Origin of the sequence: Marinovum sp. 2_MG-2023, from assembly GCF_030548265.1 — a bacterium.
Classification (GTDB): domain Bacteria; phylum Pseudomonadota; class Alphaproteobacteria; order Rhodobacterales; family Rhodobacteraceae; genus Marinovum.
In genome coordinates this window covers 156663-182532 of record NZ_JAUOSD010000006.1, presented here as the reverse complement: position 1 = coordinate 182532, position 25870 = coordinate 156663, and the positions used below count along the sequence as shown (strand labels likewise).

The window sequence follows — 25870 nt, the reverse complement described above, 5'->3', positions numbered from 1 at the left end:
CGATTTTCCTATCTAAAGCGGCGCAGCATTGATCACAGCCCAACTGATGGAGATTCCCCATGTCCAACGCCCAACTTGAAACCGCCATCGAGGCGGCATGGGACGCCCGCGACACAATCACCCCCACCACCGGCGGTGAAACCCGCGAAGCCATCGAAGACACGCTGAACGCGCTGGATTCCGGTAAACTGCGCGTGGCAGAGCGCCAGGACAACGGCGACTGGCATGTCAATCAATGGGCCAAGAAAGCCGTTCTGCTGGGCTTCCGCATCAAGGACATGGAACTGCAGGACAACGGCCCGCAAGGCTCTGGCTGGTGGGACAAGGTCGACAGCAAGTTCAAAGGCTGGGGCGACAACCAATGGCGCGCGGCCGGGTTCCGGGCCGTGCCAAACTGTGTTGTCCGCAAATCCGCCTATATCGCGCCCGGCGTGGTGCTGATGCCGTCGTTCGTGAACCTTGGCGCCTATGTCGACGAAGGCACCATGGTTGATACATGGGCCACGGTCGGCTCCTGTGCCCAGATCGGCAAGAACGTCCACCTTTCGGGCGGCGTCGGGATCGGCGGCGTGCTGGAACCCATGCAGGCCGGCCCGACCATCATCGAGGACAATTGCTTCATCGGCGCGCGTTCCGAAGTGGTCGAAGGCTGCATCGTGCGCGAAGGTTCGGTCCTTGGCATGGGGGTCTTCATCGGCCAGTCGACCAAGATCGTCGACCGCGAAACCGGCGAAGTGATGTACGGCGAAGTGCCGCCCTATTCGGTCGTTGTGGCAGGCTCGATGCCGTCCAAGAACAACGTCAACCTCTATTGCGCGGTGATCGTCAAACGCGTTGACGAGCGCACCCGCTCCAAAACCGGGATCAACGAACTTTTGCGCGACTGAGACCGCGTCGGGGCCGCGCCACTCGCGACGCGGCTCCGCATTTCATCTGGCCAAAAATATCCCCGCCGGAGGCTCCCTCCCGCTGCCAAAAGCGCCAAAGGTTCACTATGACCAAACCGCCGAAAAAACCGCATCACGTCTACACCCTTGTTGTTCAGGTCGGCCGCAAATCCGGCGATGGCCTGCCCGAGGGCGCCACCGGTGCGGGGCTGATCTGCTATGCCTCTGGCGTGGATGAAGCCGAAGCCGTCCGCGAAACCGTCGCCATCCTGAAACAAGCTGACCTCGCGCCGCTGGACGTGACCGGCCATGGCACGCTGGACGAACGTCGGCAAACCGGTGAAGAGATCGACAAGACCGAAGCCGATCTGATGCAACGCGCTCTGGATGAGAATTCGGTGATCGTGGCGCAGATCACTCCGTTTTACGAACCGTTGACGGATCAGGACGCCCACTGAACCATCCCCCCCAAACACACACCGGGCGGCGGCGGTTCGCAAATCCCTTCTCGGAATTTGGCACAGACCACCCCACCCTATGGCCGTTACCATTCCCGGCGGGCGGCCTAGCCCCGTCCGGCCCATTCTGCTAAGCGATACAGGTCCGCAGCGCCAAGCCGCTGCTATCAGGTCACAATCCCATACCATCGGAGCCAGCCATGCCCGCTGAAAATCCCCCCCTCACATCCGCTGTTGATCCGGCAGATCTGACGGCCGCGCTGGTTCGCTGCCGCTCTGTCACCCCTGATGAAGGGGGCGCATTGGTCTTGTTGCAGGACATGCTGTCGTCCGCCGGGTTCGAATGCACAAGGGTGGATCAGGGCGGGATCCGCAATCTGTTTGCCCGCTGGGGCGCCAAGGGTCATGAAAAGACGTTTGGCTTCAATGGCCATACCGACGTGGTGCCGATCGGCAATCCCGATGACTGGACCCATGATCCCTTTGGTGCCGAGATCGTCGATGGTGTGCTTTACGGGCGTGGCAGCACCGATATGAAGTCCGGCGTCGCAGCCTTTGTTGCCGCCGCGATTGATCTGGTACGCGACGCCCCCCCCGAGGGCGCCTTGATCCTGGCGATCACCGGCGATGAAGAGGGCGACGCCGACCACGGCACCATCGAACTCTTGCAGCATATGGACCAAAACGGCGAACAGATGTCCGTGTGTCTAGTGGGAGAGCCGACCTGCCCCGACCACATGGGCCAGATGATGAAGATCGGGCGGCGTGGTTCGTTGAATGCATGGTTCACCGTGACCGGTGTGCAGGGGCATGCCGCCTATCCCCATCGCGCCAAAAATCCGCTTCCCGCCTTGGCGCGTCTGATGGATCAGCTGTCATCTCATGAATTGGACCGGGGCACCGCGCATTTTGATGCCTCCACTTTGGCGGTTGTCACCATCGACACCGGCAACCCGGCCACCAATGTCATCCCCGGCAGCTGCACCGCGACCGTCAACATCCGCTTCAACGATGCCCATACAGGCAAGGCGCTGCAAAACTGGCTTCAGTCCAGGGCAGACGCCGTCGCGGCCGAGTTTGGGGTGAAAATCGACCTGCGCGTCAAGATATCAGGAGAGAGTTTCGTGACCCCGCCGGGGCCCCTGTCCGATCTGGTGGCCGGTGCGGTCAAGGCCGAAACCGGTGTTGAACCGGAACTCAGCACCACCGGCGGCACGTCTGATGCGCGGTTCGTCAAGGATCACTGCCCGGTGGTGGAATTCGGCCTTGTCGGCCGCAGCATGCATCAGGTTGATGAACATGTGGCCGTGGATCAGATCCATCAGTTGAAGGCGATTTATGCGCGTGTCCTGAAGGATTATTTTGCAAAATGAATGCCACCATCACCCGCACCGACGATCTGGAAACCTGTCTGAAACTGCGATTTGCGGTGTTTGTCGACGAACAGGGCGTGCCCGCAGACATCGAACGCGACGCATATGACGCCACCGCCCTGCATCTTCTGGCGGTGCAGGATGGCACGCCGCTGGGCACCGCCCGCATTCTGCGCCATGGCACCACCGGCAAGATAGGCCGGGTCTGTGTGGTGAAACAGGCCCGTGGCACCGGATTGGGCGCGGCATTGATTGCGGCGGCACTGGACGAAATGCGCCTAGAAGGCGGATTTACCCGCGCCGCACTTGGTTCGCAGCTGCATGCGATCCCGTTCTATGAAAAACTGGGCTTTACCGCCTATGGCGATGACTTCGACGACGCAGGCATTCCCCACCGGATGATGGAAAAGCCGCTTTGACCCGACATCTGATCTTGATGTTGAAGGAACCCCGCCCCGGTCGGGTAAAAACCCGGCTGGGCCGCGACATTGGCATGACCACCGCAGCGTGGTGGTTTCGCCATCAAACCGCGCGCTTGATCCGACGGCTCGACGATCCGCGGTGGCAGTTGGTTTTGGCGGTATCGCCGGACCGTGACGGGATCGCCAGCCGGATCTGGCCCGCACATTTGCCCCGCGTGGCACAAGGCCGCGGCTCCCTGGGCGATCGCATGGCCCGGCTGATGCGCGCTATGCCCCCCGGTCCGGCCTGTATCATTGGCGGCGATATTCCCGGTATCACGCCGCCACATGTGGCACGTGCCTTTGCCAGCCTTGGCCGCAACGATGCGGTTTTCGGTCCTGCGCCGGATGGCGGGTATTGGCTGGTCGGGCTGCGCCACCCAGGCCGTGCGCCCGCCGGTTTTCTGAAAGATGTGCGCTGGTCCGGCCCCAATGCATTGGCCGACAGCCGCGCCACATTGCCCGGAGCACGCATTGCGCAAATTGACACGCTGGCGGATGTCGACACCGTGGACGATTTGCAAGGACTTGGTCAGACGGTCCAGTCCGTTCCTTAAGGCAGTGAGGGGCACAAGGGGGCTCTGCCCCCGGCCTTTGGCCTCCCCCGGGATATTTTTGAACAGAAGAAGCCCGGGACTTTCGCGGTGACGATCCCCCGCGCACATGCTACGGCTTTGCACATGAGCCAATTGCCCACAAAATCCCAGATCCTTGACTGGATCGCCGCCAATCCGACGCTGACAGCCAAACGCGATATCGCCAAGGCCTTTGGCATCAAAGGCGCAGCCCGCATCGACCTCAAACGCCTGTTGAAGGAGTTGGAGGCCGAGGGCCATCTGGAAAAACGCAAGAAGACCTATCGCGATCCAGACCGGCTTCCGCCGGTGTCGGTCTTGCAGGTCAAAGCGCCGAATGCCGATGGCGATCTTTTTGCCAAGCCGCTGGAATGGCACGGCGAAGGGGTGGAGCCGATTGTGCTGGTGGTGCCGCGCGCGAGCGATCCGGCACTGGGCGAAGGCGACCGCATTCTGGCCCGCCTGCAAGTGGTGCAGGAAGAGGATCACAATTACGAGGCCCGCCTGATCCGTCGGATCGGCACCAACCCGCGCCGCATTCTGGGCGTCTTTGCCAAACGCACCGAAGGTGGGCGGATCAAACCGGTCGACAAAGGCGCGGACAAGGAATGGCAGGTCGCGGCCGGCGATGTGCATGGGGCGAAAGACGGCGAATTGGTCGAGGCTGAATTGGCCGGCCCCAAGGGCCGCATGGGCCTGCCCCGCGCCCGTATTGTTGAACGGCTGGGCGATCCGACCGCGCCGCGCGCGGTATCGTTGATTGCGATCCACCAGCACGGCATTCCCGACGATTTCCCGGACGAGGTGATTGCCGAGGCCGACGCGATGAAGCCTGCCGGCCTGTCCGGGCGCGAAGACCTGCGCGATATGCCCCTTATCACCATTGATCCGGCGGATGCCCGCGATCACGATGATGCCTGTTACGCCCATGCCGACGACGATCCCAAGAACCCGGGCGGTCACATCGTCTGGGTCGCGATTGCCGATGTGGCCTGTTATGTGCGCCCCGGCTCTGCGCTGGACCACGAGGCCCGCAGGCGCGGCAATTCCAGCTATTTTCCCGATCGGGTGGTGCCAATGCTGCCCGACCGCTTGTCCGGCGATCTCTGCTCGTTGCACGAGGGTGTGCCGCGCGCCTGTATCGCGGTGCGGATGCAGATTTCGGCGCGTGGCGAGAAACTCTCGCACCGGTTTGTCCGGGGTTTGATGCGCTCGCCTGCCTCGCTGCATTATCAGGAAGTGCAGGACGGCATGGATGGCCGCCCGAACGATAATGTGGCCGAACTGATGGACCCGGTGATCCGGCCACTTTATGCCGCATATGCTGCGCTTACAAAGGCCCGGGCCAACCGCCAGCCGCTTGATCTTGACCTGCCAGAGCGGCGCGTTGAGCTGTCGGAAGAGGGCAAAGTCACCTCGATCAACTTCAAGGATCGGCTGGACGCGCATAAACTGATCGAGGAATTTATGATCCTTGCCAATGTGGCCGCCGCCGAAACCCTGATCGCCAAGAAGACCCCGCTTCTGTTCCGTGTGCACGAAGAACCGCCACCCGAAAAGCTCGACTCCTTGCGTGAAACCGCTGAAAGCGCCGGGCTGACACTGGCCAAGGGGCAGGTTTTGAAGACCGCGCATCTGAACGGTTTGCTGCATGCCGCAGCCGGCACCGAGGAAAGCGAGCTGATCAATATCGCCACCCTGCGGTCCATGACCCAGGCCTATTACAGCCCGAAGAATTTCGGCCATTTCGGCCTGGCGCTGCAAAATTACGCGCATTTCACGTCGCCCATCCGGCGGTATTCCGACCTGATCGTGCATCGCGGGTTGATCTCGGCGCATGGCTGGGGGGACGACGGGCTGTCACATGTCGATATCGACAAGTTGGAGCCGACGGCCACCCATATCTCTGACACCGAACGCCGGTCGATGATTGCCGAACGCGACACCACGGATCGTTATCTGGCGGCCTTTTTGTCCGAACGCGTGGGCGAGGAATTCTCTGGCCGGATTTCCGGTATTGCCCGCTTTGGTGCCTTTGTGAAACTGGATGAAACCGGGGCGGATGGGCTGATCCCGATGCGCAATCTGGGCCGCGAATATTTCCACTTTGATGCCAATACCGCCACGCTGATGGGGTCCGACACCGGGCTGACCATCACCATCGGCATGCGCGTCACCGTGCGACTGACCGAAGCCGCGCCGGTCACGGGTGGCATCGCGCTGGAATTGCTGGAAATCAACGGCGAGAAACCCCCTCAGGGCCACAGGAATGGCGGCGGCCCGCGCGGTCGCGGCGGGCCAAGGGGGCGCAGTGGGCCGTCGAAACGCAAACTTGTCAAATCCAAGAAAAAAGCCGCAAAAGTCAGCCGCAAGCGACGGTAATCGGCACAAATGAACGCGATCTGAGGTGCAGGCGGCATCGCCGCTTGCACAACGGGTCCGCAGGCGCAAAACTAGGCGCATGCCCGATATTCAGACCCAATTGCGAAGCGAAATTACCGCCCGGCGCGACGACCTTGTGGCGCTGACCCAGGATTTGATCCGCATCCCGACGTTGAACCCGCCGGGCGACAACTACCGCGAAATCTGTGATTTTCTGGCGGCGCGATTGCAGGCGCGCAACTTCGAAATTCAGATGATCCGCGCCATTGGCGCCCCCGGCGACAGCGACCGCTATCCGCGCTGGAACATGGTTGCACGACGCGACGGGACACGTGCGGGTGAATGTGTGCATTTCAACAGCCACACCGATGTGGTCGAGGTCGGCAAAGGCTGGACCGTCGATCCATTTGGCGGCGAGGTGCGCAATGGGCGGGTCTATGGCCGGGGGGCCTGTGACATGAAGGGCGGGTTGGCCGCGTCGATTATCGCGGCCGAAGTGTTTGTGGATCTCTGCCCGGATTTTGCCGGCGCGGTGGAAATCAGCGCCACGGCAGACGAGGAATCAGGCGGGTATGGCGGAGTTGCCTATCTCGCGGAACAGGGATTTTTCGCGCCCTCCCGCGTGCAGCATGTGATCATTCCGGAACCGCTCAACAAGGATCGGATCTGCCTTGGCCACCGGGGCGCGTGGTGGGCGGAAATCGAAACCCTGGGGGAGATTGCCCATGGGGCGATGCCGTTTTTGGGGGATTGCGCGGTGCGCCACATGAGCGCGGTGATCGACCGTTTCGAAACCGATCTTTTCCCGGCCATGGCTGCACGACATACCGACATGCCGGTGGTGCCCGATGGCGCCAAAGCATCTACCATGAACATCAACTCCATCCACGGCGGCGAAAACGAGCAAGCGGCGGATTACACCGGCCTGCCGGCCTATTGCGTACCGGATTCCTGTCGCATGGTGATCGACCGCCGCTATCTGGCAGAAGAAAGCCATGCTAGCGTATCAGGCGAGGTGCGCGCGCTGCTGGAAGAGCTGAAAGCAACGCGGCCAAAATTCGACTACAGGCTGGAAGAAATCAACCATGTGGCCCCGTCGATGACAGACCAAGCCGCACCAATCGTCACAACAGTGGCCGGGGCAATCGAGACGGTGATGGGCCGCGCCCCGGATTACGTGGCATCGCCCGGAACCTACGATCAAAAACATATCGACCGGATCGGGCGGTTGAAAAACTGTATTGCCTATGGGCCGGGGGTTCTGGAACTGGCGCATAAGCCAGACGAATGGGTTGGCATCGAGGACATGGTCGACAGTGCGCAGGTCATGGCCCTGTCCTTGGCAGACCTGTGTTTGCCGAAACCCCGGTAATGCGTATTTTTAAAGAGAAGAAGCGCAATTTAATTTAAATTTTCGGCTTCTTCTCTTTCTTAAATACGCAAATCCCGTTGTCAGCTGATCTGCGGCACGTCGATGTTGTCAATCAACCGCACCCCGGCCAGATGCGCAGCCGCCAGCAAACGCGCGGGTTCGCTTGGCCGGTCCAGAAGCGAAAGCGTGTCACAATCGCGCAGTTCCAGATAGTCGACCGACAGGAAATCCGCCTTTTCCAAGGTCGCCAGCGCAGGCGGCACCAGATCCGACATCGATTGCCCCGCCGCCAAGCCCGCCGCGATATCCTTCATCACCCGATACAATTGGGGGGCCTTGACCCGCGCACGATCAGACAAAAGCAGATTGCGCGAAGACATTGCCAGACCATCCATTTCCCGAATGGTCGGACAGCCGACAATCTCTGTCCCGAGGTTCAGATCACGGGACAGGCGGCGCACGACCTGAAGCTGCTGGAAATCCTTTTCACCGAAAAACGCCAGATCGGCGGCGGTTTGGGTGAACAATTTGGTCACCACCGTGGTCACGCCATCGAAATGGCCGGGGCGATATGCGCCACACAAGACATCGGTCAACCCGGCCACAGAGACCCCGGTGGCGAACCCTGATGGATACATCGTATCCCCCTCTGGTGCCCAGATGGCATCCACTGCAAACCGTTCCAGTTTGCGGGCGTCATCCTGTTCGGTGCGGGGGTAATTCTTTAGATCATCGGCGTTGTTGAATTGCTTCGGGTTGACAAAGATCGTCACGATCACCCGATCGGCGCGCTCTTTGGCGGCGGCAACCAGGCTGAGATGACCATCGTGCAATGCCCCCATCGTTGGCACCACGCCAATCACCTCTCCCGCCATGTGCCATGAACGGGTCAGGGCCCGCAGGGCATCAAGATCGCGAAGGATCGGAACGCTCACGCTTTTGTCTCCGTGGTCTTGGGCTGTGGGGCTTCATCGGCAAACACATGTTCCGGGCCGGGAAATTCGCGGGCGCGCACCTCTGCGGCAAAGGTCGCAATCGCGGCTTCGCCCTGTTCCCTCAGATTGGCATAGCGTTTGACGAATTTCGGCTTGAACGCCGTGAACATCCCCAACATGTCATCCACCACCAGAATCTGGCCATCACATCCCGCCGAAGCGCCGATGCCAATTGTCGGAATCTCGATCTTGAGCGTCAGGGCCTTGGCCAGGGTGTCCGGCACTTTTTCCAGCACAACAGCAAAAGCCCCCGCATCCGCAACCGCAATTGCATCATCGGTCAATTGCTTGGCACCATCGCCCCGGCCCTGCACCTTGTAGCCGCCAAGCGTGTTGATGGCCTGTGGTGTCAGGCCGATATGCGCCATCACCGGAATACCGCGTTTGGTCAGAAAGGCGATCGTTTCCGCCATCTCGACACCGCCCTCAAGCTTGACCGCGCCCGCGCCGGTTTCCGCCATCACGCGGGCGGCATTGCGAAACGCCTGCTGTGGGCTTTCTTCGTAGCTCCCAAAAGGCAGGTCGACGACCATCATCGCCTGTTTCAACCCACGCGCCACGGCCTTGCCATGCAGAATCATCATGTCCAAAGTGGCATGCACAGTGGAGGACAGACCATGCAACACCATCGCCAGGCTGTCGCCAACCAGGACAAAGTCGCAATGCGCATCCATCATTTCGGCCATTGGCGTGGTATAGGCGGTGAGGGACACAATCGGTGTACCCCCTTTGCGTGCGCGGATATCATCCGGCATCGGGGCAGTTTTGCGGGCGGTCGCGCTCATTTGCGGGCCTCCGGTTGCTTCATTCTGACCCGATGTAGCAGCGCAACTCTGGGGAATCCAGATGTCTTGGCATTTTGCCACGCAAGATCACATCCCCCTCAGGCCCACTGGCGCAATGATAATTCCCCGCTTGCGATCAGAATGCGCCTGTTCGATGGTATACCAAAACCGGAGGTGCCCCATGATGTTGCCTGAATTGCCGTTTGATCCGTCGCTGATCCTGATAAATGGCCAATGGCGCCCGGCGGAAAACCGCGCGACTCTGGCACTGTTAAACCCTTCCGACACCACCACTTTGGCACAGATTGCGCGCGGCAGTGCGGCGGATATTGATGCCGGTGTCGCGGCGGCACGGGGCGCATTGGATGGCGATTGGGGGCGGATGGCACCGGTCGAACGTGGTCGAATCCTGACCCGGCTGGGCGATTTGGTGCGCGCACGACTGGATTGGCTTGCCGAGCTGGAGGCACTGGATGTCGGCAAACCGCTGACCCAGGCGCGCAACGATGCCGTGGCCCTGGCGCGGTACTGTGAATTTTATGGCGGCGCGGCCGACAAGGTACATGGCCAGACCATTCCTTATCTTGACGGCTATACCGTCTATACCCTGCGGCAACCGCATGGGGTGACCGGCCATATCATCCCATGGAACTATCCCATGCAGATCATTGGCCGCTCAGTCGGCGCGGCCTTGGCGATGGGCAATGCCTGTGTGCTGAAACCCGCCGAGGAGGCCTGCATGACCGCGCTCGCCTTTGCCTGGCTGGCAGAACAGGCCGGCTTGCCGCCCGGCGCGCTGAATGTCGTGCCCGGCCTGGGGGCCGAGGCCGGTGCCGCATTGGCCGGACATCCCGGCATCCAGCACGTCAGCTTCACCGGCTCTGTTGCCACCGGCAGCACGGTTCAGACCCTTGCCGCGCGCAATGTGGTGCCCGTGACGTTGGAGCTGGGCGGAAAATCCCCGCAAGTGGTGTTTGACGATGCCGACCTCGACGCCGCTTTGCCATTCCTGGTCAATGCCGGCATCCAGAACGCCGGTCAAACCTGTTCGGCCTCGTCTCGCGTGTTGGTGCACCGTGACCTGCACGAAACATTGCGCGACCGAATGGCAGAGCGTTACGCCGCCCTTCAGGTCGGTCCGGCAATGGCGGATCTTGACGTCGGGCCGATGATTTCCGCCCGGCAACAGGGGATTGTCAGCGGATTTCTGGCCCAGGCCGGCGACCTGACCATCGCGGCACAGGCCAGGATCCCAGATGGCCCCGGGCATTACGCCCCGCCAACGCTTCTGGACAATGTGCCGCCCGACCACCCGTTGGCGCAGCAGGAAATCTTTGGCCCGGTTCAGGCGATCATCCCGTTTGACAGCGAAGAAGAGGCACTCCGCATCGCCAATGGCACCGATTACGGATTGGTGGCCGGGGTCTGGACCCGCGATGGCGCACGCCAGATGCGCATGGCACGCGCTTTGCACTCTGGGCAGGTCTATATCAACAACTACGGTGCCGGCGGCGGGGTCGAACTGCCTTTTGGCGGCATCGGAAAATCCGGCCACGGCCGGGAAAAAGGCTTTGAAGCACTTTACGGGTTTTCGTCTTTGAAAACCGTTGCGGCCTATCACGGCTAGGACCACCAACACTCTGAGGGGAGGCAAACCATGAGATTGCAGGGCAAAACCGCCATCGTCACCGGCGCAGGATCGGGATTTGGCGCCGGAATCGCACATAAATTCCTGATCGAGGGCGCGCAGGTCATGCTGGCCGACATCAACTATGAAGCGGCGCGCAACGTCGCCGAAGAATACGGCGGCGTGGGGCAACGTGTTGATGTGGCCGACGGCGCCAGCGTCCAGCACATGATCGACAAGGCCACCGAACTGATGGGCGACATCGACATTCTGGTCAACAATGCCGGCGTCACCCATTTGCCCGCCCCGATGGAAGACGTCAGCGAAGACGATTTCGACCGGGTCTTCGCCGTGAATTGCAAATCTGTCTATTACACCGCCAAATCGGTCCTGCCCCTGATGAAGGCGCGCGGCACCGGTGCAATCCTCAACATCGCCTCAACCGCAGGCGTCTCTCCCCGTCCTAATCTGAATTGGTACAATTCTTCAAAGGGCTGGATGAACACCGCGACCAAAGCGATGGCCATCGAACTGGCCCCGCATGGCATTCGCGTCAATGCGGTGAACCCGGTCGCGGGCGACACGCCGCTGCTGGCGTCATTTCTGGGGGAAGACACCCCGGAACGGCGCGACGCCTTTTTGTCGACCATTCCCCTGGGGCGGTTTTCCATGCCCGAAGACATCGCAAATGCCGCCTGCTACCTCTGCTCGGACGAGGCCAGTCTGGTCACCGGGGTCTGTATGGAAGTGGACGGGGGCCGATGCATATGAAGACCATCAATCTGGCCGAAAAGCTGGCAATGTTCGACCGCCACTGGGCCCCGCATGTTGTCGGATACTACAACGGCAACGATGTGATGGTGGTGAAATTTCAGGGCGAATTTCCCTTTCACCTGCATGAAGATACCGATGATTTCTTTCTGGTCCTCGAAGGGGAAATGGTGATGGATCTTGATCGGACATCCCATCCGGTCAAGGCCGGCGAATTGTTCATCGTGCCACGCGGCGTCACCCATCGGCCCCGCGCCGCACAGGAATGCAAGGTTCTGTTGATCGAACCCAAGGGCGAGCCGAACACCGGCGATCCCGCCACCGCCGCGCCGAAACCACATATCTAGGCTTCTTCTCTTTTCAAATACGCAATCCTCCCCCCGCCACAGGAACCAGCGATGCAGATGACCCCCGGCCCCCGAAACCTCATCACCGATATCGCGGGGCTGCGTGTCGGCAACGCCAGCGATGCGGCGCTGAAATCCGGTTGCACCGTGCTGGTCGGCGACGCGCCCTTTGTGACCTCGGTCGCGGTGATGGGCGGCGCACCCGGCACGCGTGAGACCGACCTCCTCGCGCCAGACAAAATGGCCCCTGCGGTCGATGCATTGGTCTTGTCCGGCGGCTCGGCCTTTGGTCTGGCGGCGGCACAGGGCGTGATGGACACGCTGGCCGAACAGGGTCGCGGTTTTGCGGTCGGCCCGGCGCGGGTGCCCCTGGTGCCCGCTGCGATCCTGTTTGACCTGCTGAATGGCGGCAATAAAGCCTGGGCCAGCAATCCCTATCCAGGCCTCGGAAAAACGGCGCTATTGGCGGCCACGCATGACTTCCCCCTTGGCACCACCGGTGCAGGCACCGGCGCCAGCACCGCAATGCTAAAAGGCGGATTGGGCTCGGCCAGTGTCCTGCTCGACGACGGCATCACCGTCGGCGCATTGGTTGCCGCAAATCCCGTGGGCTGTGTCACGACACCCGGCGAACGCCATTTCTGGGCATCACCGTTTGAAATCAATGGTGAATTCGGCCAGCTCGGCCCCGACCCCGCGCCAACACACCGCGACCTGCGCCACAGCCGCAAACTCGCGGCGATGGCGGCGCAGGGCAATACCACCATCGCCATTGTCGCCACCGATGCACAGCTGACCAAGGCCCAGGCCCAGCGCATGGCCACCGCCGCCCATGATGGTATCGCCCGCGCCATCGTGCCCGCGCATACCCCAATGGATGGTGACCTGATCTTTGCCGCCAGCACCGGCGCCCAGGACCTGGCAGCACCGGACTGGCAGATACTGAACATTTGCCATGCCGCCGCCTGTTGCCTGTCACGCGCCATTGCCCGCGCCATCTACCATGCCTCGCCCGCCCCCAACGATCGCATGCCCTGTTGGTCTGCGGCAAATTCGACCGGCTAACTGGACCTCTGTGCCGCAAATCCATATGACACAGGCAAACCGCTGCAGGAGCCTGCCACATGTCCTTTGACCGTTCCGTAAAAATCGCCCCCTCGATCCTCTCCGCCGACTTTGCCAACTTCGGCCAGGAAATCCGCGCCATCGAAGACCAGGGCGCCGATTGGGTACATGTCGACGTGATGGATGGCCATTTCGTGCCAAACCTGACCTTCGGCCCTCCGGCGGTCAAGGCGTTCCGCCCGCATGTGAAAACCTTCATGGACGTCCACCTGATGATCGCGCCGGTCGACCCCTATATCGACGCCTATGCCGAAGCAGGCACCGATATGCTGACCGCCCATGTCGAGGCCGGCCCGCACATCCACCGCACGCTTCAGGCGATCCGCGCCGCAGGCATGAAATCCGGTGTCGCCCTCAACCCCGGCACCCCGGCCGAGGCAGTCACCGAATTGCTCGATCTGGCCGACATGGTGTTGGTGATGACGGTGAACCCCGGCTTTGGCGGCCAGAAATTCATCGACATGACCGCCAAGATCCGCAAAATCCGTGCCGCCATCGGCGACCGCGACATCCATATCCAGGTCGACGGCGGCGTTGATCCCAAAACCGCACCCCTGGTGGTCGAGGCCGGTGCCGATGTGCTGGTTGCCGGCTCTGCCGTGTTCCGGGGCGGCTCCGTCGACAAACCCGAAACCTATGGCGACAACATGCGCGCCATCCGGGACAGCCTGACATGAGCCTGACAATCGCCTTTGACCTCGACGGCACCCTGATCGACAGCGTGCCGCAAATCGCTGCTTCGGTGAACACCGGACTGGCAAAATTCGATATCCCCGCATTGGCGGAACCCACGGTAAAGGGCTTCGTCGGGCGGGGCTTTCCCAAACTGATCGAACAGGTCATCGCCCACCTCGACCTGCCGGCCGACCACTATGCCCCGCTGCACGACACCATCCTGCAGGAATATGTCACCGTGCCAACACCGCCTTCGGTGATCTACCCCGGCGCGCTTGGGGCGCTGAACACGCTGCGTGCAGACGGCCACAGCCTGACGATCTGCACCAACAAACCCTATGACGCGACGGTGAAATGCCTCGACGATACCGGCCTCGCGCCCCTGTTTGACCGGGTGATCGGCGGCGACAGCCTGCCAACACGCAAACCCGACCCCGCCATGCTTTTTGCCGCCCTCGATGGTGCGGAAAAACCGCTCTACATCGGCGACAGCGAAACCGACGCCGAAACCGCCGTGGCGGCAAACATCACCTTCCTGCTTTATACCGAAGGCTACCGCAAAACCCCGGTCGCGGATCTGCCGCACAGCGCCGCGTTCTCGCATTTCGACGCACTCCCGGATCTTGTCCGGTCCCAGGCTTCTTCTGTTTGAAAATATCCCGGGGTGTTTGAGGGGCAGCGCCCCTCAAGGCCTGCGTGGCCTGAGCGCAAAGCAACCTGCGCGCGCCCGCGCACCGTTTGAAAACGCCTAACCGGCCTCGTGAAAAAACGCATAGATTTTTTCGGCCAGCGCCTCTGACACACCATCCACGGCCCGAAGATCCGCCAGATTGGCGCGGCTCACCGCCTTGGCAGATCCGAAATGCGCCAAGAGCGCGCGTTTGCGTGCGGCCCCCACGCCCGGCACCTCGTCCAGCGGCGTTGCGCCGACCGCCTTGGACCGTTTTGCGCGATGGGTACCAATGGCGAACCGGTGCGCCTCATCCCGCATCCGCTGAATGAAATACAGCACCGGATCATTGCGTCGCAGCGCCATCGGGCGCGTGCCAATGCGGTGAAATTCCTCTTTGCCCTGATCACGATCAACACCTTTGGCGACGCCGACCATCGGAATATCTTCGACCCCGTATTCCCGCATGATCTCGGCCACGGCAGACACCTGCCCCGCGCCGCCGTCAATCAGCAAAAGGTCCGGCCACATGCCCTTGACCCGTTCCGGGTCTTCCTTTTGCAGCCGCTTGAACCGCCGGGTCAGCACCTCTTTCATCATGCCGAAATCATCGCCCGGGGTCAGGTCATCACCCTTGATGTTGAACTTGCGGTACTGGTTCTTCAAAAACCCTTCCGGCCCGGCGACAATCATCGCCCCAACCGCATGCGCGCCCTGGATGTGGCTGTTGTCATAGGTTTCGATCCGCTGCGGCGGTTTTTCCAACCCAAACGCCTCAGCCACGCCGCGCAGCAGCTTCGCCTGGGTCGCGGTCTCGGCCATCTTGCGGCCCAGACTTTCGCGGGCATTGCGCACCGCCGATTCAATCAACTCGGCCTTTTCACCGCGCTGCGGCACCAAAAGCGTCACCTTGCGCCCCGCCTTCTGGCTCAGCGCATCAGCCATCAGATCGTCATTCTCGATCCCATGGCTCAGGATCAATTGTTTCGGCGGCTCCTTGCTGTCGTAGAACTGGCCGATAAAGGCCTCCAACACCTCCGCCGCATCCACATCCTCGCCCACCCGGGGATAGAAATCGCGATTGCCCCAGTTTTGATTGGCGCGAATGAAAAACACCTGCACGCAGGCCTGTCCATCCTCCAGATGCAGCGCAATCAGGTCGGCCTCTTCCACGGTACGCGGATTGATGCCCTGTGCCGTCTGCACCTGGGTCAGCGCGCGAATACGGTCGCGCAACGCGGCGGCGCGTTCGAACTCCATCGCATCAGACGCCTCCTGCATTTCTCCTGCCAGCTTCTCCTGCACATGGGTCGACCGCCCCGACAGGAACCGCTGGGCGTCCGCCACGCTTTCCCCATAATCCGCTTCGGAGATCTTGCCGACACAGGGCGCGCTGCAACGTTTGATCTGATACAGCAGACAGGGTCGCGTGCGCCCCTCGAACATCGAATCCGAACAATTTCGAAGCTGAAACACCTTTTGCAGCTGATTCAAGGTCCGGTTCACCGCCCCGGCACTGGCAAAGGGGCCGTAATAGGCGCCCTTGTCCTTTTTCGCGCCGCGATGCTTGTGGATCATCGGAAATCCGTGATCCGTCACATGAATATTGGGAAAGCTTTTGTCGTCGCGCAGCAGCACGTTGTACTTTGGCTTCAACTGTTTGATCAGGTTCTGTTCCAGCAGCAGCGCTTCGGTTTCGGTGCGCGTGGTCAGGAACATCATCGAGTGCGTGTCGCGGATCATCCGCGCGATGCGCGGGCTGTGCCCAGCGGGACGGGCATAATTCGACACCCGCGCCCGCAGGTTACGCGCCTTGCCGACATAGAGCACAGCGTTCTTCGCATCCAGCATGCGATAGACCCCCGGCGCACTGCCGAGTGTCTTCAGATAGGCCGCAATACAGGCGTGGCCGGTGGGTTGGGGCGGGATCTTGTCTTCGGGCGCATCGGTCATGGCGGCAACCTATGATTCCCGGCGGGGCGCTGCAACGGCACCATGCCCAAGGCAAGCAAGATAAACCCCCAAGGGCTGTGGATAAGTCTGGGCACAAATTGCGGCCCCAGGGCAAAACCCGTTGGGTTTCAAATAGTTTATATAAAATGCTCGGAATTGGGCCGACGGGTTTAACATACTGATTATTTACCCTTTATTGCCGCAACTTTCATCAAAATGGTTAACAGGATGTGGATTTTGAGGCGGCGTGAAGGGCCATTGATCTGCCGGTGGATGAAATTAAAACCCCGCGTCAAAACCGCAGGATGTCATCCAGAGCCGATTCAAAATTCTTTGCTCCGTTGAAGACGCAAGAAAAAGTCGGATTTCGCCGCCGCAACGCCAAGATTTCGATTCCCTGACACCCGAGATTTCGAACTCTACAGCAAGGCAAAACAAATCCACCGTTTCTGTGGATAACTACGGGGACTAGTTTAGATGACGGGGAATTTTCTCTGTTATTCAGGCGGGTTGATCAATTTGCCCAATTTTTAGGCTTCCCCGCAACATCCTGACATCAAAGGGAAATTTTTATTTCCCTTGATAAATATCTGAAAACATTAACAATTTGTAACAATTCGACAGATCGTTTTTGGCCGGTGCACAACTTCCGTCGGGTCAAGGCCAAAAGCGACCCAATCGGGGTTTATTCAACCCCCAGCACATCCGGCGTTTGCCAGCCAAGATGCTGACCGCCGTCCACGCAAATCAACTGCCCCGTGACCGCCGGAGCGTCCAGAAGATACCCAAGGGCCGCCGTGATATCGGCGGCATTTGCCCCACGTCCCAATACCGTCGCGGACCGCTGGCGGGCAAAATGGTCTGCGCTTTGCCGACCGCCCTGCAATGTCGGGCCGGGACCAATGGCATTGACCCGCACATCCGGGGCCAGCCCCTGTGCGGCGGTCTGGGTCAAGGCCCATAACCCCATCTTGGCCAGCGTATAGGTCATGAATTCCGGTGTCAGCTTGCGCACCCTCTGGTCGATCATATTGACCACCAAGGCCTGTGCCAGCGGTTCCCCATTGTCGTCAGCCACCGCCGCCGGCACCTGTGCTGCCAAAGCCTGGGTCAGGACAAAGGGTGCCCGCAGATTGCTCTCCATATGGCGATCCCAGGAAGAGCGCGTCGCACTCTGCAACGTGTCGTATTCAAAGATGGATGCATTGTTGACCAGCACGGTAATCGGGCCGCCCAGTTCAGTGGCGGCCTGTGGCAGAAGCGCCTGTGTCGCACCCTCGTCCAGCAGATCGGCCTGCAACGTGACGGCCTTGCGCCCCATGGCGCGGACCTCTGCCGCGGCGCTGTCCGCCGCATCGGCAGAGCTGGCGTAGTGCAACGCCACGTCAAATCCCCGCCCGGCCAGATAGATCGCCATAGCGCGACCCAATCGTTTGCCCGCCCCTGTCACCAATGCCCGCATCATGCCCTCGTCGATTAGATGATCACTATGGTGACATAGGCGAGATAAAGAATGGTCAACACCGCCCCCCAAATCCGCGAAATATTCCAACGCAGCAGGACAAATGGCGCAAGCAACAGCGACGCCCCGAGCATCACCCAAAGATCAAACCGCAAGAAGGTCGGATCAACCGGGATCGGACCAATCAACGCCGCAACACCGATAATTGCCAGCAGATTGAACATATTCGACCCGATCACATTGCCCAGCGCCACATCGGCCTGACGGCGCAACGCCGCCATCACCGTGGTGGCCAACTCAGGCAGCGACGTGCCCAGAGCAACCAGCGTCAAGCCAATCACCGTGTCCGAAACCCCATACATCCGCGCAATATGCGACGCATTGTCGACCAGAATATCCGCGCCCAAAGGCAGACCAATCAACCCCAGAAGCAGGAACATCCAGATCTTCCACCAGGGCATATTCGGATCGGCTCCTTCCAGATCCTCCAACTCCGCCTCCTCCGAGGCGACCCTGGTTTCGCGGCGGTGGGCCAGCGCGTCTTTGGTGGCAATCCAAAGCATGACGGCAAGTGCCGCCAAAAGCACCAGCGCCGACACCCAAGTAAAGCTGCCGCAAAAGGCCAGCGCGATGAACAACGCCGTGGCGGCGAGCATCTGAAAATAGGATTTTCGCGTGTCACAATCCGACGTGTGCAAGGTCGCCAAAATCGCCGGAATACCCAACACCATCAGGATATTGGCGGTGTTTGATCCCACCACATTGCCAAGGGCAAGCCCCGGCGCACCTTCGTGCACCGCCGCAATCGCGATCAGAAGTTCAGGCGCCGAAGTGCCAAAGGCAACGATTGTCAGACTGACGATCAGCGCCGGAATGCCAACCCGCAACGACAGGTTCACCGCCCCCTTGACCAAGGCATCGCCAGCCAAAAGCAAGATCACCAGCCCCAGCACACAGAGCAGCCACACTATCATCCACGTTTTCCCTTGTTTCCACCACAGGGACATTTGCCCTTGCCGATACGATACCGCCCACAGGACCGGCATTTTTCTGATCCAAGGTATTTGCCGCCAAGTTTGCGCACATTGGGCAGCCGCAGCTTGCCGAACATCGCCAGCACACCCATACCAATCAGAAATAAAGTGACTATCTTGACGATCACATCACAGCCCGAACCGGGCATAAGCCGCCCGTTCTTCGATCTGTCCCAGCGCATCTTCGACCAATGACAGCCCCAAGCGTTGCGCCAAGGACCGGCTGCGACCGTAGCGGCGGAATTTCACCTTGTCGCCAAAGCGCTCTTTCATCACCGCGTCCAGATGTCCGATGCCGTCGATCAGCCCCACCTGCTGGGCACGTTCGCCGATCCAAACCTCACCCGTGAACAAATCCGGATGATCGGCCAGCTTGTCACCGCGCCGTTCCTTGATTTGATGGATGAAATTGACGTGCAATTGATCCAGAAGCCGCCGCAAGCGGGTCACATCCTCTTCCTTTTCCGGTTGGAACGGATCGAGGAAGCTTTTGGAGGTGCCAGCGGTATGCACCCGACGCTCAAGCCCTTGTCGGGCCAGGAACACATTCGCCCCGAACCCTGCAGAGATCACACCGATCGAACCAAGGATCGAGGAATGATCGGCAAAAATCTCATCTGCAGCACTGGCCAGCCAATAGCCGCCCGAAGCGGCCACATCTTCGACGAAGGCGAACACGGGAATGTCTTTTTCGGCGGCCAATCGGCGAATGCGGGCGGCAATCAACGAAGATTGCACCGGCGAGCCGCCAGGAGAGTTGATTTCAAGCGCAACTGCGTCGGGTTTGCCGCGTTTGAATGCCTTTTCCAGCAAGGGCGCCAGCCCGCTGTCGGTCAATGAACCCCGCCCGCCGGTGCCGATGGCGCCGCTCAGACGGATGACGGCCACGTTCGGCCCGGATTTCACGAATGGAAGCCAATGTTTCATGTTTGGGCATGTAGACAGGCCCACGCCGACAAACAAGGTTCGCGCGGGGCAAACTTTTGGTCACGCCAAGTTCACCCCGCCGCAGCGTTGCAAGAAAGTCACGATGGCCCGTCGACCGGGGCCGGGCCGGTCAGGACCGAATGCGCCAGCCGGTTCGGAAAATCCACCACACAATCCCCAGACAGAGCGCGGTAAACCCGGCAATCGCCAGCAAACTCAGACCGATCGGCACATCCGATGTGCCAAAGAACGACCAGCGAAAGCCGGAAATAAGATAGACCACCGGGTTGAAAAACGAAATCGTCTGCCAGATCGGCGGCAACATCGAAATCGAATAGAACGACCCGCCAAGGAACACCAAGGGCGTGACCACCAGCAACGGGATCAATTGCAGCTGCTCGAAATTCTTGGCCCAGATGCCGATGATGAATCCGAACAACGCAAAGGACACGCAGGTCAGCACCAGAAATGCCAGCATGGCAAAGGGATGCATGATGGTGATGTCGACAAACAACGCCGATGTCGCAAGGATCACCAACCCGATGAACATCGCCTTGGTCGCCGCCGCGCCCGCAAATCCAATCACGATTTCCAGAAAATTCACCGGGGCAGACAGAAGTTCAAAAATCGTCCCGATGAATTTCGGGAAATAGATCCCGAAAGAGGCGTTGGAAATGCCTTGGGTCATCACCGTCAGCATGATCAACCCCGGCACAATGAACGCGCCATAACTGATGCCCTCGACCTGGTCGATGCGACTGCCGATGGCGGTGCCAAAGACCACAAAGTACAGCGAGGTTGAAATCACCGGCGAAATGAAGCTCTGCGCGAGGGTGCGAAAGAACCGCGCCATTTCAACCTTATAGATGGATTTTACCGCCTGCAGGTTCATGCTGCATCCTCCTGATCTGTCTCGGACACGAGATCGACGAAAATTTCTTCGAGACTGGATTGCCGGGTTTGCAGATCCCGCATTTGCAGGCCCGCCGCCGCCAGATCCGCCAGCAATTTGGTAATCCCGGTGCGGTCGCCTTTGGTGTCATAGCTATAGCGCAGAGTCTGGCCATCACTGATCAAGTCCAGATCATACCCCGCCAGAACGGCAGGCAAGTCCACCACCGGCGCGGTCAATTCAATATCCAGCGTCTTTTTACCCATACGCGCCATCAGCGCCGCCTTTTCCTCCAGCAAGAGCAATTCGCCCTTGGCGATCACCCCCACGCGGTCGGCGATTGCCTCGGCTTCTTCGATGTAATGGGTGGTCAGGATGATGGTGACCCCAGACGCCTTCAGATCCGCCACCACGTTCCACATATCCTTGCGCAGCTCTACATCGACCCCGGCGGTCGGTTCATCAAGGAACAGCACGCGGGGTTCGTGGCTTAGCGCCTTGGCGATCAACACCCGGCGCTTCATGCCGCCGGACAGTTCCATCGTCTTGGATTTCCGTTTGTCCCACAGCGACAATTGCCGCAGCACCTTTTCGATATGCGCATCGTCGCGCGGCAAGCCGAACAAACCACGGGAATACCGCACAGTGTTCCAGACAGTTTCAAATGGTTCGAGGTGAATTTCCTGTGGCACCAGACCGATCATCGCCCGCGCAGCACGAAAATCCCGCTGGATGTCATGCCCGCCGACAGTGACACTGCCGGAGCTGGGGTTAACGATGCCGCAAACCGTTGAAATCAGTGTCGTCTTTCCCGCCCCGTTCGGGCCGAGCAGGGCAAGGATCTCGCCCTCTTCAATGGCAAGCGTGACACCTTTGAGCGCCTCGAACCCGCCATCATAGACCTTTTTCAGGTCCAGAATATCCACAATTGACATGATCGCCCCTTCCCTGACTGCGAGGGGCTAATTTAATCACGCGCAGATGTGACACAACGTGCAAATCGCAATGCAGGGTGCCTTGCGCATTGACGCACAGTCGACGAATTTCGTCAGGTGTTTCGCACCGTATCAATCATCAATTGTACGTTTTCCGGGTCCGCATCCGGCGTAATCCCGTGACCAAGATTGAAAATATGCGGCCCGTTGCGCAATGCAGCGACGATTTGGCGGGTGTCCTCGACCAGCGCCGAACCACCGGTCACCATGTGACGTGAGGCCAGATTGCCCTGCACACAGCCATCGACCTGCACATGCGTCGCGGCCCATGCGGCATCCACCGAATTGTCCAGCGCCACGCAATCCGCCCCTGTCGCCTTGTGGAACCCGATGTATTTTTCACCGGCCTCACGCGGAAAGGCGATGACCGGCGTATTGGGGTGCTTTGCCTTCAACGCAGAAATGATCCGCTTGGCCGGCTCCAATGCATAGCGTTGAAAATCATCACCTTTCAGCGACCCAGCCCAGCTATCGAACAGTTTGACCACCTCGGCCCCGGCATCAATCTGCATGGAAAGATAATCAATTGTCGCCTCGGTGATCCGATCCAAAAGCGCCTCGAACAGCCGGCGATTTTCATCTTTCAACGCATGGGCCGGCCCCTGATCCGGTGTGCCACGCCCGGCAATCATATAGGTCGCCACGGTCCAGGGCGCACCGGCAAAACCGATCAGCGTGGTCTCTGGCGGCAATTCCCCGGTCAATATGCGTAGGGTTTCGTAAATCGGCGCCAGTGTGTCGTGAATGTCTGTTGCCGGTTTCAGCGCATCGAAGTCGCGCTGTTCGGTCACCGTCGACAGACGCGGGCCTTCGCCGGTGACAAACCAAAGATCCGCGCCAAGCGCCTGGGGCACCAGCAAAATATCGGCAAACAGGATCGCCGCATCAAAGCCATATCGCCGGATCGGCTGCAATGTGACCTCAGCCGCCAGATCAGAGTTATAACACAGCGACAGAAAATCACCGGCCTGGGCACGTGTCGCGCGATACTCCGGCAGATAGCGCCCCGCCTGCCGCATCATCCAGATCGGCGGGGTTGGCAGGGTCTCACCGGCAAGGGCGCGCAGGATGGGTTTGGTCGCTTTGGTCATGCCGGTCTCCGCAATTTGTTTTCCGGTTGGTCCCCCGCCACTGCGGCGATGTCAAGGCGGGCGCTTGTCACCCCTCTGGGCCGAGGCTAGACAGTGGGGCATGACGCACAACCTGCCCTCGCCCGCTTCTCCGCTGAAAATCGGCACCCGTGGATCGCCTTTGGCCCTGGCCCAGGCACATGAGACCCGCGACAGAATCGCTGCGGCCTTTGATCTGCCTGCCGAGGCGTTTCGCATCGTGGTGATCAAAACCACCGGCGACGACCGCGCGCTGATTGCCAGCGACACCCCGCTCAAGGAATTGGGCGGCAAGGGGCTGTTTACCCGCGAAATCGAAGCGGCGCTGCTGGAGGGCGGCATCGATATTGCGGTGCATTCGATGAAAGACATGCCCGTGGACCAGCCTGCCGGATTGGTGCTGGATTGTTTCCTGCCGCGCGAAGACGTGCGCGATGCCTTTGTCTCACCACAGTTTCGCGGCATTGCCGAATTGCCCGAAGGCGCGATTGTCGGCACCTCCTCGCTGCGGCGACGGGCGCAATTGCTGCACCAGCGGCCCGATCTGACGGTCGTACAATTTCGTGGCAACGTACAGACAAGGCTGAAAAAACTGTCTGATGGCGTGGCCACATGCACGTTTCTGGCCATGGCCGGCCTGACCCGATTGGGCATGTTGACCGATGTCCCGGCACAGGCGATTTCGGCAAATGACATGCTGCCCGCCGTCGCCCAAGGCGCAATTGGCATCGAACGGCGCATCCAAGACACAAACACCGCCGCTCTGCTGGAACCGATCCACCATCCGGAAACCGCACAGCGGCTGGCGGCAGAGCGTGCTTTTCTCGCCGCTTTGGACGGATCCTGTGAAACACCGATTGCCGGGTTGGCGGAATTGGATGGCGACACGCTCCATCTGCGCGGCGAGGTTCTGCGCCCCGATGGAACCGAGGTTCTGTGTGATGCAGCCAGCGCCCCCATCACCGATGGCGCCGCGCTGGGCCATGACATGGGGCGGCGGCTTTTGGCGCAGGTCGGGCCGGGTTTCTTTGACTGGCGCACCTGACACCAAAGAAACGCCGCGTCCTTTAGCGCCAACAGGCGATTTTGACCTGTTGCGCAACAATATGACCGATTATCAACGCCCAGAAGAATTATCAATCCGAGTCGCACAGCCCGTGCGAGAACCACAAGGAGAGTTACGCAGATGAAGGTTCTAGTCCCCGTCAAACGCGTGATCGATTATAATGTGAAGGTTCGTGTGAAAGCGGACGGGAGCGGTGTCGATCTTGCAAACGTGAAGATGTCGATGAACCCGTTTGACGAGATCGCAGTGGAAGAGGCGATTCGCCTGAAAGAAGCTGGCAAGGTCGAAGAGATCGTCGCGGTGTCCATTGGGGTCAAACAGGCGCAGGAAACCCTCCGTACTGCGCTGGCGATGGGCGCGGACCGGGCGATCCTGGTGGTGGCTGCGGACGACGTGCACAACGATATCGAACCTTTGGCAGTGGCCAAGATCCTGGCCAAGATCACCGAAGAAGAGGCCCCCGGCCTTGTGCTTTGTGGCAAACAGGCGATCGACAACGACATGAACGCCACCGGCCAGATGACCGCGGCGCTGCTTGGCTGGTCGCAGGCGACCTTTGCCAGCGAAGTCGACATCGACGGCGACACCGCAAAAGTCACGCGTGAGGTTGACGGCGGCCTGCAAACCATCAGCGTCAAGATGCCGGCGGTTGTGACCGTCGATCTGCGCCTGAACGAACCGCGCTACGCCAGCCTGCCCAACATCATGAAGGCCAAGAAGAAGCCGCTGGACGAAAAAACACCGGCTGATTACGGCGTTGATGTCACGCCGCGTCTGGAAATTGTGAAAACCGAAGAACCCGCCGCCCGCCAGGCCGGTGAAATCGTCGGGTCTGTTGATGATTTGATCGCGAAACTCAAAGCTGCGGGGGCTGTGTAAATGGCTGTACTCCTTCTTGCCGAAGTTAATGATGGCGCTCTGAACCTTGACGCAACAGCCAAGGCCGTGACCGCGGTTGCCGCACTTGGCGACGTGCATGTGCTTTGCGCCGGCGGATCTGCCGCCGATGCCGGGGCCGATGCCGCGAAAATTGCGGGCGTGGCCAAGGTTTTGGTGGCCGAAGATGCCTCTCTGGGCCATCGGCTGGCGGAATCCACCGCTGCATTGATCGTCAGCCTGGCCGGCGATTATGAACATATCGTTGCCCCGGCCACGACCGACGCAAAGAACGTGTTGCCACGGGTTGCGGCACTTCTGGATGTGATGGTGATTTCGGATGTTTCCGGCGTGGTGGATGGCGCGACATTCGAACGCCCGATCTATGCGGGCAATGCGATCCAGACCGTAAAATCCAGTGATTCCAAAAAGGTGGTGTCGATCCGCACCTCGACCTTTGACGCCGCCGGCGCACAGGACGCGGCCCCGGTCGATACGGTTTCCGCCGCTGCAGATCCCGGTCTTTCGACCTGGGTCGAGGACAAACTGGCCGCCAGCGACCGCCCGGAACTGACCTCGGCGGGTGTTGTTGTGTCCGGTGGGCGCGGCGTCGGATCGGAAGAGGACTTCAAGATCATCGAAGCCCTGGCGGACAAGCTTGGCGCGGCGGTTGGCGCGTCGCGCGCGGCGGTCGACAGCGGCTTTGCGCCCAACGATTGGCAGGTCGGCCAAACCGGCAAGGTCGTGGCGCCGGATCTTTATATCGCGGTTGGTATTTCCGGGGCAATTCAACACCTTGCCGGGATGAAAGACAGCAAGATCATCGTCGCGATCAACAAGGACGAAGAGGCCCCGATCTTCCAGGTCGCGGACTATGGTTTGGTCGCGGACCTGTTCACAGCCGTTCCGGAACTGACCGAAAAGCTCTGAAACCGGGGCGCACCCGTTGCACTCGAAACGTTAAAGACCCGCCAATTTGGCGGGTCTTTTTGTGTGCGCAATCTGCCATCAGCCAAGGTGTGTCGCGCTATCAAACGCCGGGCACCTCAGGCA

The 25870-nt window shown here is 60.3% G+C and carries 26 protein-coding genes; 16 read left to right on the top strand and 10 right to left on the bottom strand.

Annotated features, from left to right (window positions below; translation table 11 throughout):
* Window positions 1–59 precede the first annotated feature (59 nt).
* From dapD to Q4577_RS09545, 7 genes are all read left to right on the top strand, one after another.
* Window positions 60–887, top strand: coding sequence for a 2,3,4,5-tetrahydropyridine-2,6-dicarboxylate N-succinyltransferase (gene dapD / locus Q4577_RS09575; protein ID WP_303468347.1), 828 nt, complete (start codon window positions 60–62; stop codon window positions 885–887).
* Window positions 888–994: 107 nt separating this feature from the next.
* Window positions 995–1345: a hypothetical protein gene (locus Q4577_RS09570; protein WP_303468346.1), complete on the top strand. Its 351-nt coding sequence runs from the start codon at window positions 995–997 to the stop codon at window positions 1343–1345.
* Between the two features lie 200 nt (window positions 1346–1545).
* Complete coding sequence (gene dapE, locus Q4577_RS09565) at window positions 1546–2718, top strand: succinyl-diaminopimelate desuccinylase (protein WP_303468345.1); 1173 nt, start codon at window positions 1546–1548, stop codon at window positions 2716–2718.
* A complete protein-coding gene (locus Q4577_RS09560) occupies window positions 2715–3137 on the top strand; it encodes a GNAT family N-acetyltransferase (protein WP_303468344.1) in 423 nt (140 codons plus the stop codon). Before dapE ends, Q4577_RS09560 begins: the two co-directional genes overlap by 4 nt.
* A complete protein-coding gene (locus tag Q4577_RS09555; RefSeq protein WP_303468343.1) occupies window positions 3134–3736 on the top strand; it encodes a DUF2064 domain-containing protein in 603 nt (200 codons plus the stop codon). Before Q4577_RS09560 ends, Q4577_RS09555 begins: the two co-directional genes overlap by 4 nt.
* Before the next feature lie 123 nt (window positions 3737–3859).
* Window positions 3860–6136, top strand: coding sequence for a ribonuclease R (gene rnr / locus Q4577_RS09550; RefSeq protein ID WP_303468342.1), 2277 nt, complete (start codon window positions 3860–3862; stop codon window positions 6134–6136).
* Window positions 6137–6215: 79 nt separating this feature from the next.
* The gene (locus Q4577_RS09545; RefSeq protein WP_303468340.1) at window positions 6216–7508 is read left to right on the top strand and encodes an acetylornithine deacetylase/succinyl-diaminopimelate desuccinylase family protein; all 1293 of its coding nucleotides are present in this window, start codon (window positions 6216–6218) and stop codon (window positions 7506–7508) included.
* An 80-nt stretch (window positions 7509–7588) separates the two neighbouring features.
* On the opposite strand, the gene panC is transcribed toward Q4577_RS09545, so the two are convergent.
* Window positions 7589–8443: a pantoate--beta-alanine ligase gene (panC, locus tag Q4577_RS09540; protein ID WP_303468338.1), complete on the bottom strand. Its 855-nt coding sequence runs from the start codon at window positions 8441–8443 to the stop codon at window positions 7589–7591.
* A complete protein-coding gene (gene panB / locus Q4577_RS09535) occupies window positions 8440–9288 on the bottom strand; it encodes a 3-methyl-2-oxobutanoate hydroxymethyltransferase (protein WP_303468336.1) in 849 nt (282 codons plus the stop codon). The genes panC and panB overlap by 4 nt, the downstream gene beginning before the upstream one ends.
* Before the next feature lie 184 nt (window positions 9289–9472).
* On the opposite strand from panB, the gene Q4577_RS09530 reads away from it, so the two are divergent.
* From Q4577_RS09530 to Q4577_RS09505, 6 genes are read left to right on the top strand one after another with little or no spacing between them, the layout of a single operon-like run.
* Entirely contained in the window at window positions 9473–10915 is a 1443-nt protein-coding gene (locus Q4577_RS09530) for an aldehyde dehydrogenase family protein (protein WP_303468429.1), read from the top strand.
* 30 nt (window positions 10916–10945) lie between these two features.
* A complete protein-coding gene (locus Q4577_RS09525; protein WP_244687799.1) occupies window positions 10946–11686 on the top strand; it encodes an SDR family oxidoreductase in 741 nt (246 codons plus the stop codon).
* Window positions 11683–12033 (top strand): cupin domain-containing protein, encoded by a 351-nt coding sequence (locus tag Q4577_RS09520; RefSeq protein WP_303468428.1) that lies wholly within the window; start codon window positions 11683–11685, stop codon window positions 12031–12033. The genes Q4577_RS09525 and Q4577_RS09520 overlap by 4 nt, the downstream gene beginning before the upstream one ends.
* Before the next feature lie 57 nt (window positions 12034–12090).
* Entirely contained in the window at window positions 12091–13098 is a 1008-nt protein-coding gene (locus Q4577_RS09515) for a P1 family peptidase (protein ID WP_303468427.1), read from the top strand.
* A gap of 59 nt (window positions 13099–13157) precedes the next feature.
* Entirely contained in the window at window positions 13158–13835 is a 678-nt protein-coding gene (rpe, locus tag Q4577_RS09510; RefSeq protein WP_303468333.1) for a ribulose-phosphate 3-epimerase, read from the top strand.
* Entirely contained in the window at window positions 13832–14485 is a 654-nt protein-coding gene (locus tag Q4577_RS09505) for an HAD-IA family hydrolase (RefSeq protein ID WP_244687797.1), read from the top strand. The genes rpe and Q4577_RS09505 overlap by 4 nt, the downstream gene beginning before the upstream one ends.
* Window positions 14486–14581: 96 nt before the next feature.
* Here Q4577_RS09505 and uvrC read toward each other — a convergent pair whose 3' ends face one another.
* The 8 genes from uvrC to hemE all read right to left on the bottom strand — a co-directional run bounded on the left by uvrC (window position 14582) and on the right by hemE (window position 22857).
* A complete protein-coding gene (gene uvrC / locus Q4577_RS09500) occupies window positions 14582–16456 on the bottom strand; it encodes an excinuclease ABC subunit UvrC (protein ID WP_303468330.1) in 1875 nt (624 codons plus the stop codon).
* 685 nt (window positions 16457–17141) lie between these two features.
* Entirely contained in the window at window positions 17142–17921 is a 780-nt protein-coding gene (locus Q4577_RS09495) for an SDR family oxidoreductase (protein WP_303468329.1), read from the bottom strand.
* Window positions 17922–17932: 11 nt separating this feature from the next.
* The gene (locus Q4577_RS09490; RefSeq protein ID WP_244687790.1) at window positions 17933–18892 is read right to left on the bottom strand and encodes a calcium/sodium antiporter; all 960 of its coding nucleotides are present in this window, start codon (window positions 18890–18892) and stop codon (window positions 17933–17935) included.
* On the bottom strand, window positions 18889–19101 hold the full coding sequence (locus Q4577_RS09485) for a hypothetical protein (RefSeq protein WP_303468327.1): 213 nt from the start codon (window positions 19099–19101) through the stop codon (window positions 18889–18891). Before Q4577_RS09485 ends, Q4577_RS09490 begins: the two co-directional genes overlap by 4 nt.
* Window positions 19082–19879, bottom strand: a complete 798-nt coding sequence (locus tag Q4577_RS09480; protein ID WP_244687786.1) for a S49 family peptidase — start codon at window positions 19877–19879, stop codon at window positions 19082–19084. Before Q4577_RS09480 ends, Q4577_RS09485 begins: the two co-directional genes overlap by 20 nt.
* 130 nt (window positions 19880–20009) lie before the next feature.
* Complete coding sequence (locus tag Q4577_RS09475; protein ID WP_303468326.1) at window positions 20010–20771, bottom strand: ABC transporter permease; 762 nt, start codon at window positions 20769–20771, stop codon at window positions 20010–20012.
* Window positions 20768–21709, bottom strand: coding sequence for an ABC transporter ATP-binding protein (locus Q4577_RS09470; protein WP_303468426.1), 942 nt, complete (start codon window positions 21707–21709; stop codon window positions 20768–20770). The genes Q4577_RS09475 and Q4577_RS09470 overlap by 4 nt, the downstream gene beginning before the upstream one ends.
* A 110-nt stretch (window positions 21710–21819) precedes the next feature.
* Window positions 21820–22857, bottom strand: a complete 1038-nt coding sequence (gene hemE, locus Q4577_RS09465; RefSeq protein WP_303468325.1) for a uroporphyrinogen decarboxylase — start codon at window positions 22855–22857, stop codon at window positions 21820–21822.
* A gap of 100 nt (window positions 22858–22957) precedes the next feature.
* Between hemE and hemC the strand changes: the two genes are divergently transcribed.
* The 3 genes from hemC to Q4577_RS09450 all read left to right on the top strand — a co-directional run bounded on the left by hemC (window position 22958) and on the right by Q4577_RS09450 (window position 25747).
* Complete coding sequence (hemC, locus tag Q4577_RS09460; RefSeq protein ID WP_303468314.1) at window positions 22958–23920, top strand: hydroxymethylbilane synthase; 963 nt, start codon at window positions 22958–22960, stop codon at window positions 23918–23920.
* Window positions 23921–24061: 141 nt separating this feature from the next.
* Complete coding sequence (locus Q4577_RS09455; protein ID WP_244687777.1) at window positions 24062–24820, top strand: electron transfer flavoprotein subunit beta/FixA family protein; 759 nt, start codon at window positions 24062–24064, stop codon at window positions 24818–24820.
* On the top strand, window positions 24821–25747 hold the full coding sequence (locus Q4577_RS09450; protein ID WP_303468312.1) for an electron transfer flavoprotein subunit alpha/FixB family protein: 927 nt from the start codon (window positions 24821–24823) through the stop codon (window positions 25745–25747).
* Window positions 25748–25870: the final 123 nt, after the last annotated feature.

Excerpts from the sequence above, each read along its gene's own strand:
- panB (WP_303468336.1), bottom strand. The coding sequence starts at position 9,288 with ATGAGCGCGACCGCCCGCAAAACTGCCCCGATGCCGGATGATATCCGC.
- Q4577_RS09530 (WP_303468429.1), top strand. The coding sequence starts at position 9,473 with ATGTTGCCTGAATTGCCGTTTGATCCGTCGCTGATCCTGATAAATGGC.
- Q4577_RS09485 (WP_303468327.1), bottom strand. The coding sequence starts at position 19,101 with ATGCCCGGTTCGGGCTGTGATGTGATCGTCAAGATAGTCACTTTATTT.
- Q4577_RS09505 (WP_244687797.1), top strand. The coding sequence starts at position 13,832 with ATGAGCCTGACAATCGCCTTTGACCTCGACGGCACCCTGATCGACAGC.
- Q4577_RS09490 (WP_244687790.1), bottom strand. The coding sequence starts at position 18,892 with ATGATAGTGTGGCTGCTCTGTGTGCTGGGGCTGGTGATCTTGCTTTTG.
- Q4577_RS09480 (WP_244687786.1), bottom strand. The coding sequence starts at position 19,879 with ATGAAACATTGGCTTCCATTCGTGAAATCCGGGCCGAACGTGGCCGTC.
- Q4577_RS09450 (WP_303468312.1), top strand. The coding sequence starts at position 24,821 with ATGGCTGTACTCCTTCTTGCCGAAGTTAATGATGGCGCTCTGAACCTT.
- hemE (WP_303468325.1), bottom strand. The coding sequence starts at position 22,857 with ATGACCAAAGCGACCAAACCCATCCTGCGCGCCCTTGCCGGTGAGACC.
- Q4577_RS09560 (WP_303468344.1), top strand. The coding sequence starts at position 2,715 with ATGAATGCCACCATCACCCGCACCGACGATCTGGAAACCTGTCTGAAA.
- Q4577_RS09515 (WP_303468427.1), top strand. The coding sequence starts at position 12,091 with ATGACCCCCGGCCCCCGAAACCTCATCACCGATATCGCGGGGCTGCGT.
- Q4577_RS09495 (WP_303468329.1), bottom strand. The coding sequence starts at position 17,921 with ATGATGCGGGCATTGGTGACAGGGGCGGGCAAACGATTGGGTCGCGCT.
- Q4577_RS09455 (WP_244687777.1), top strand. The coding sequence starts at position 24,062 with ATGAAGGTTCTAGTCCCCGTCAAACGCGTGATCGATTATAATGTGAAG.
- uvrC (WP_303468330.1), bottom strand. The coding sequence starts at position 16,456 with ATGACCGATGCGCCCGAAGACAAGATCCCGCCCCAACCCACCGGCCAC.
- rpe (WP_303468333.1), top strand. The coding sequence starts at position 13,158 with ATGTCCTTTGACCGTTCCGTAAAAATCGCCCCCTCGATCCTCTCCGCC.
- rnr (WP_303468342.1), top strand. The coding sequence starts at position 3,860 with ATGAGCCAATTGCCCACAAAATCCCAGATCCTTGACTGGATCGCCGCC.
- dapD (WP_303468347.1), top strand. The coding sequence starts at position 60 with ATGTCCAACGCCCAACTTGAAACCGCCATCGAGGCGGCATGGGACGCC.
- Q4577_RS09570 (WP_303468346.1), top strand. The coding sequence starts at position 995 with ATGACCAAACCGCCGAAAAAACCGCATCACGTCTACACCCTTGTTGTT.
- Q4577_RS09475 (WP_303468326.1), bottom strand. The coding sequence starts at position 20,771 with ATGAACCTGCAGGCGGTAAAATCCATCTATAAGGTTGAAATGGCGCGG.
- hemC (WP_303468314.1), top strand. The coding sequence starts at position 22,958 with ATGACGCACAACCTGCCCTCGCCCGCTTCTCCGCTGAAAATCGGCACC.
- dapE (WP_303468345.1), top strand. The coding sequence starts at position 1,546 with ATGCCCGCTGAAAATCCCCCCCTCACATCCGCTGTTGATCCGGCAGAT.
- Q4577_RS09545 (WP_303468340.1), top strand. The coding sequence starts at position 6,216 with ATGCCCGATATTCAGACCCAATTGCGAAGCGAAATTACCGCCCGGCGC.
- Q4577_RS09520 (WP_303468428.1), top strand. The coding sequence starts at position 11,683 with ATGAAGACCATCAATCTGGCCGAAAAGCTGGCAATGTTCGACCGCCAC.
- Q4577_RS09525 (WP_244687799.1), top strand. The coding sequence starts at position 10,946 with ATGAGATTGCAGGGCAAAACCGCCATCGTCACCGGCGCAGGATCGGGA.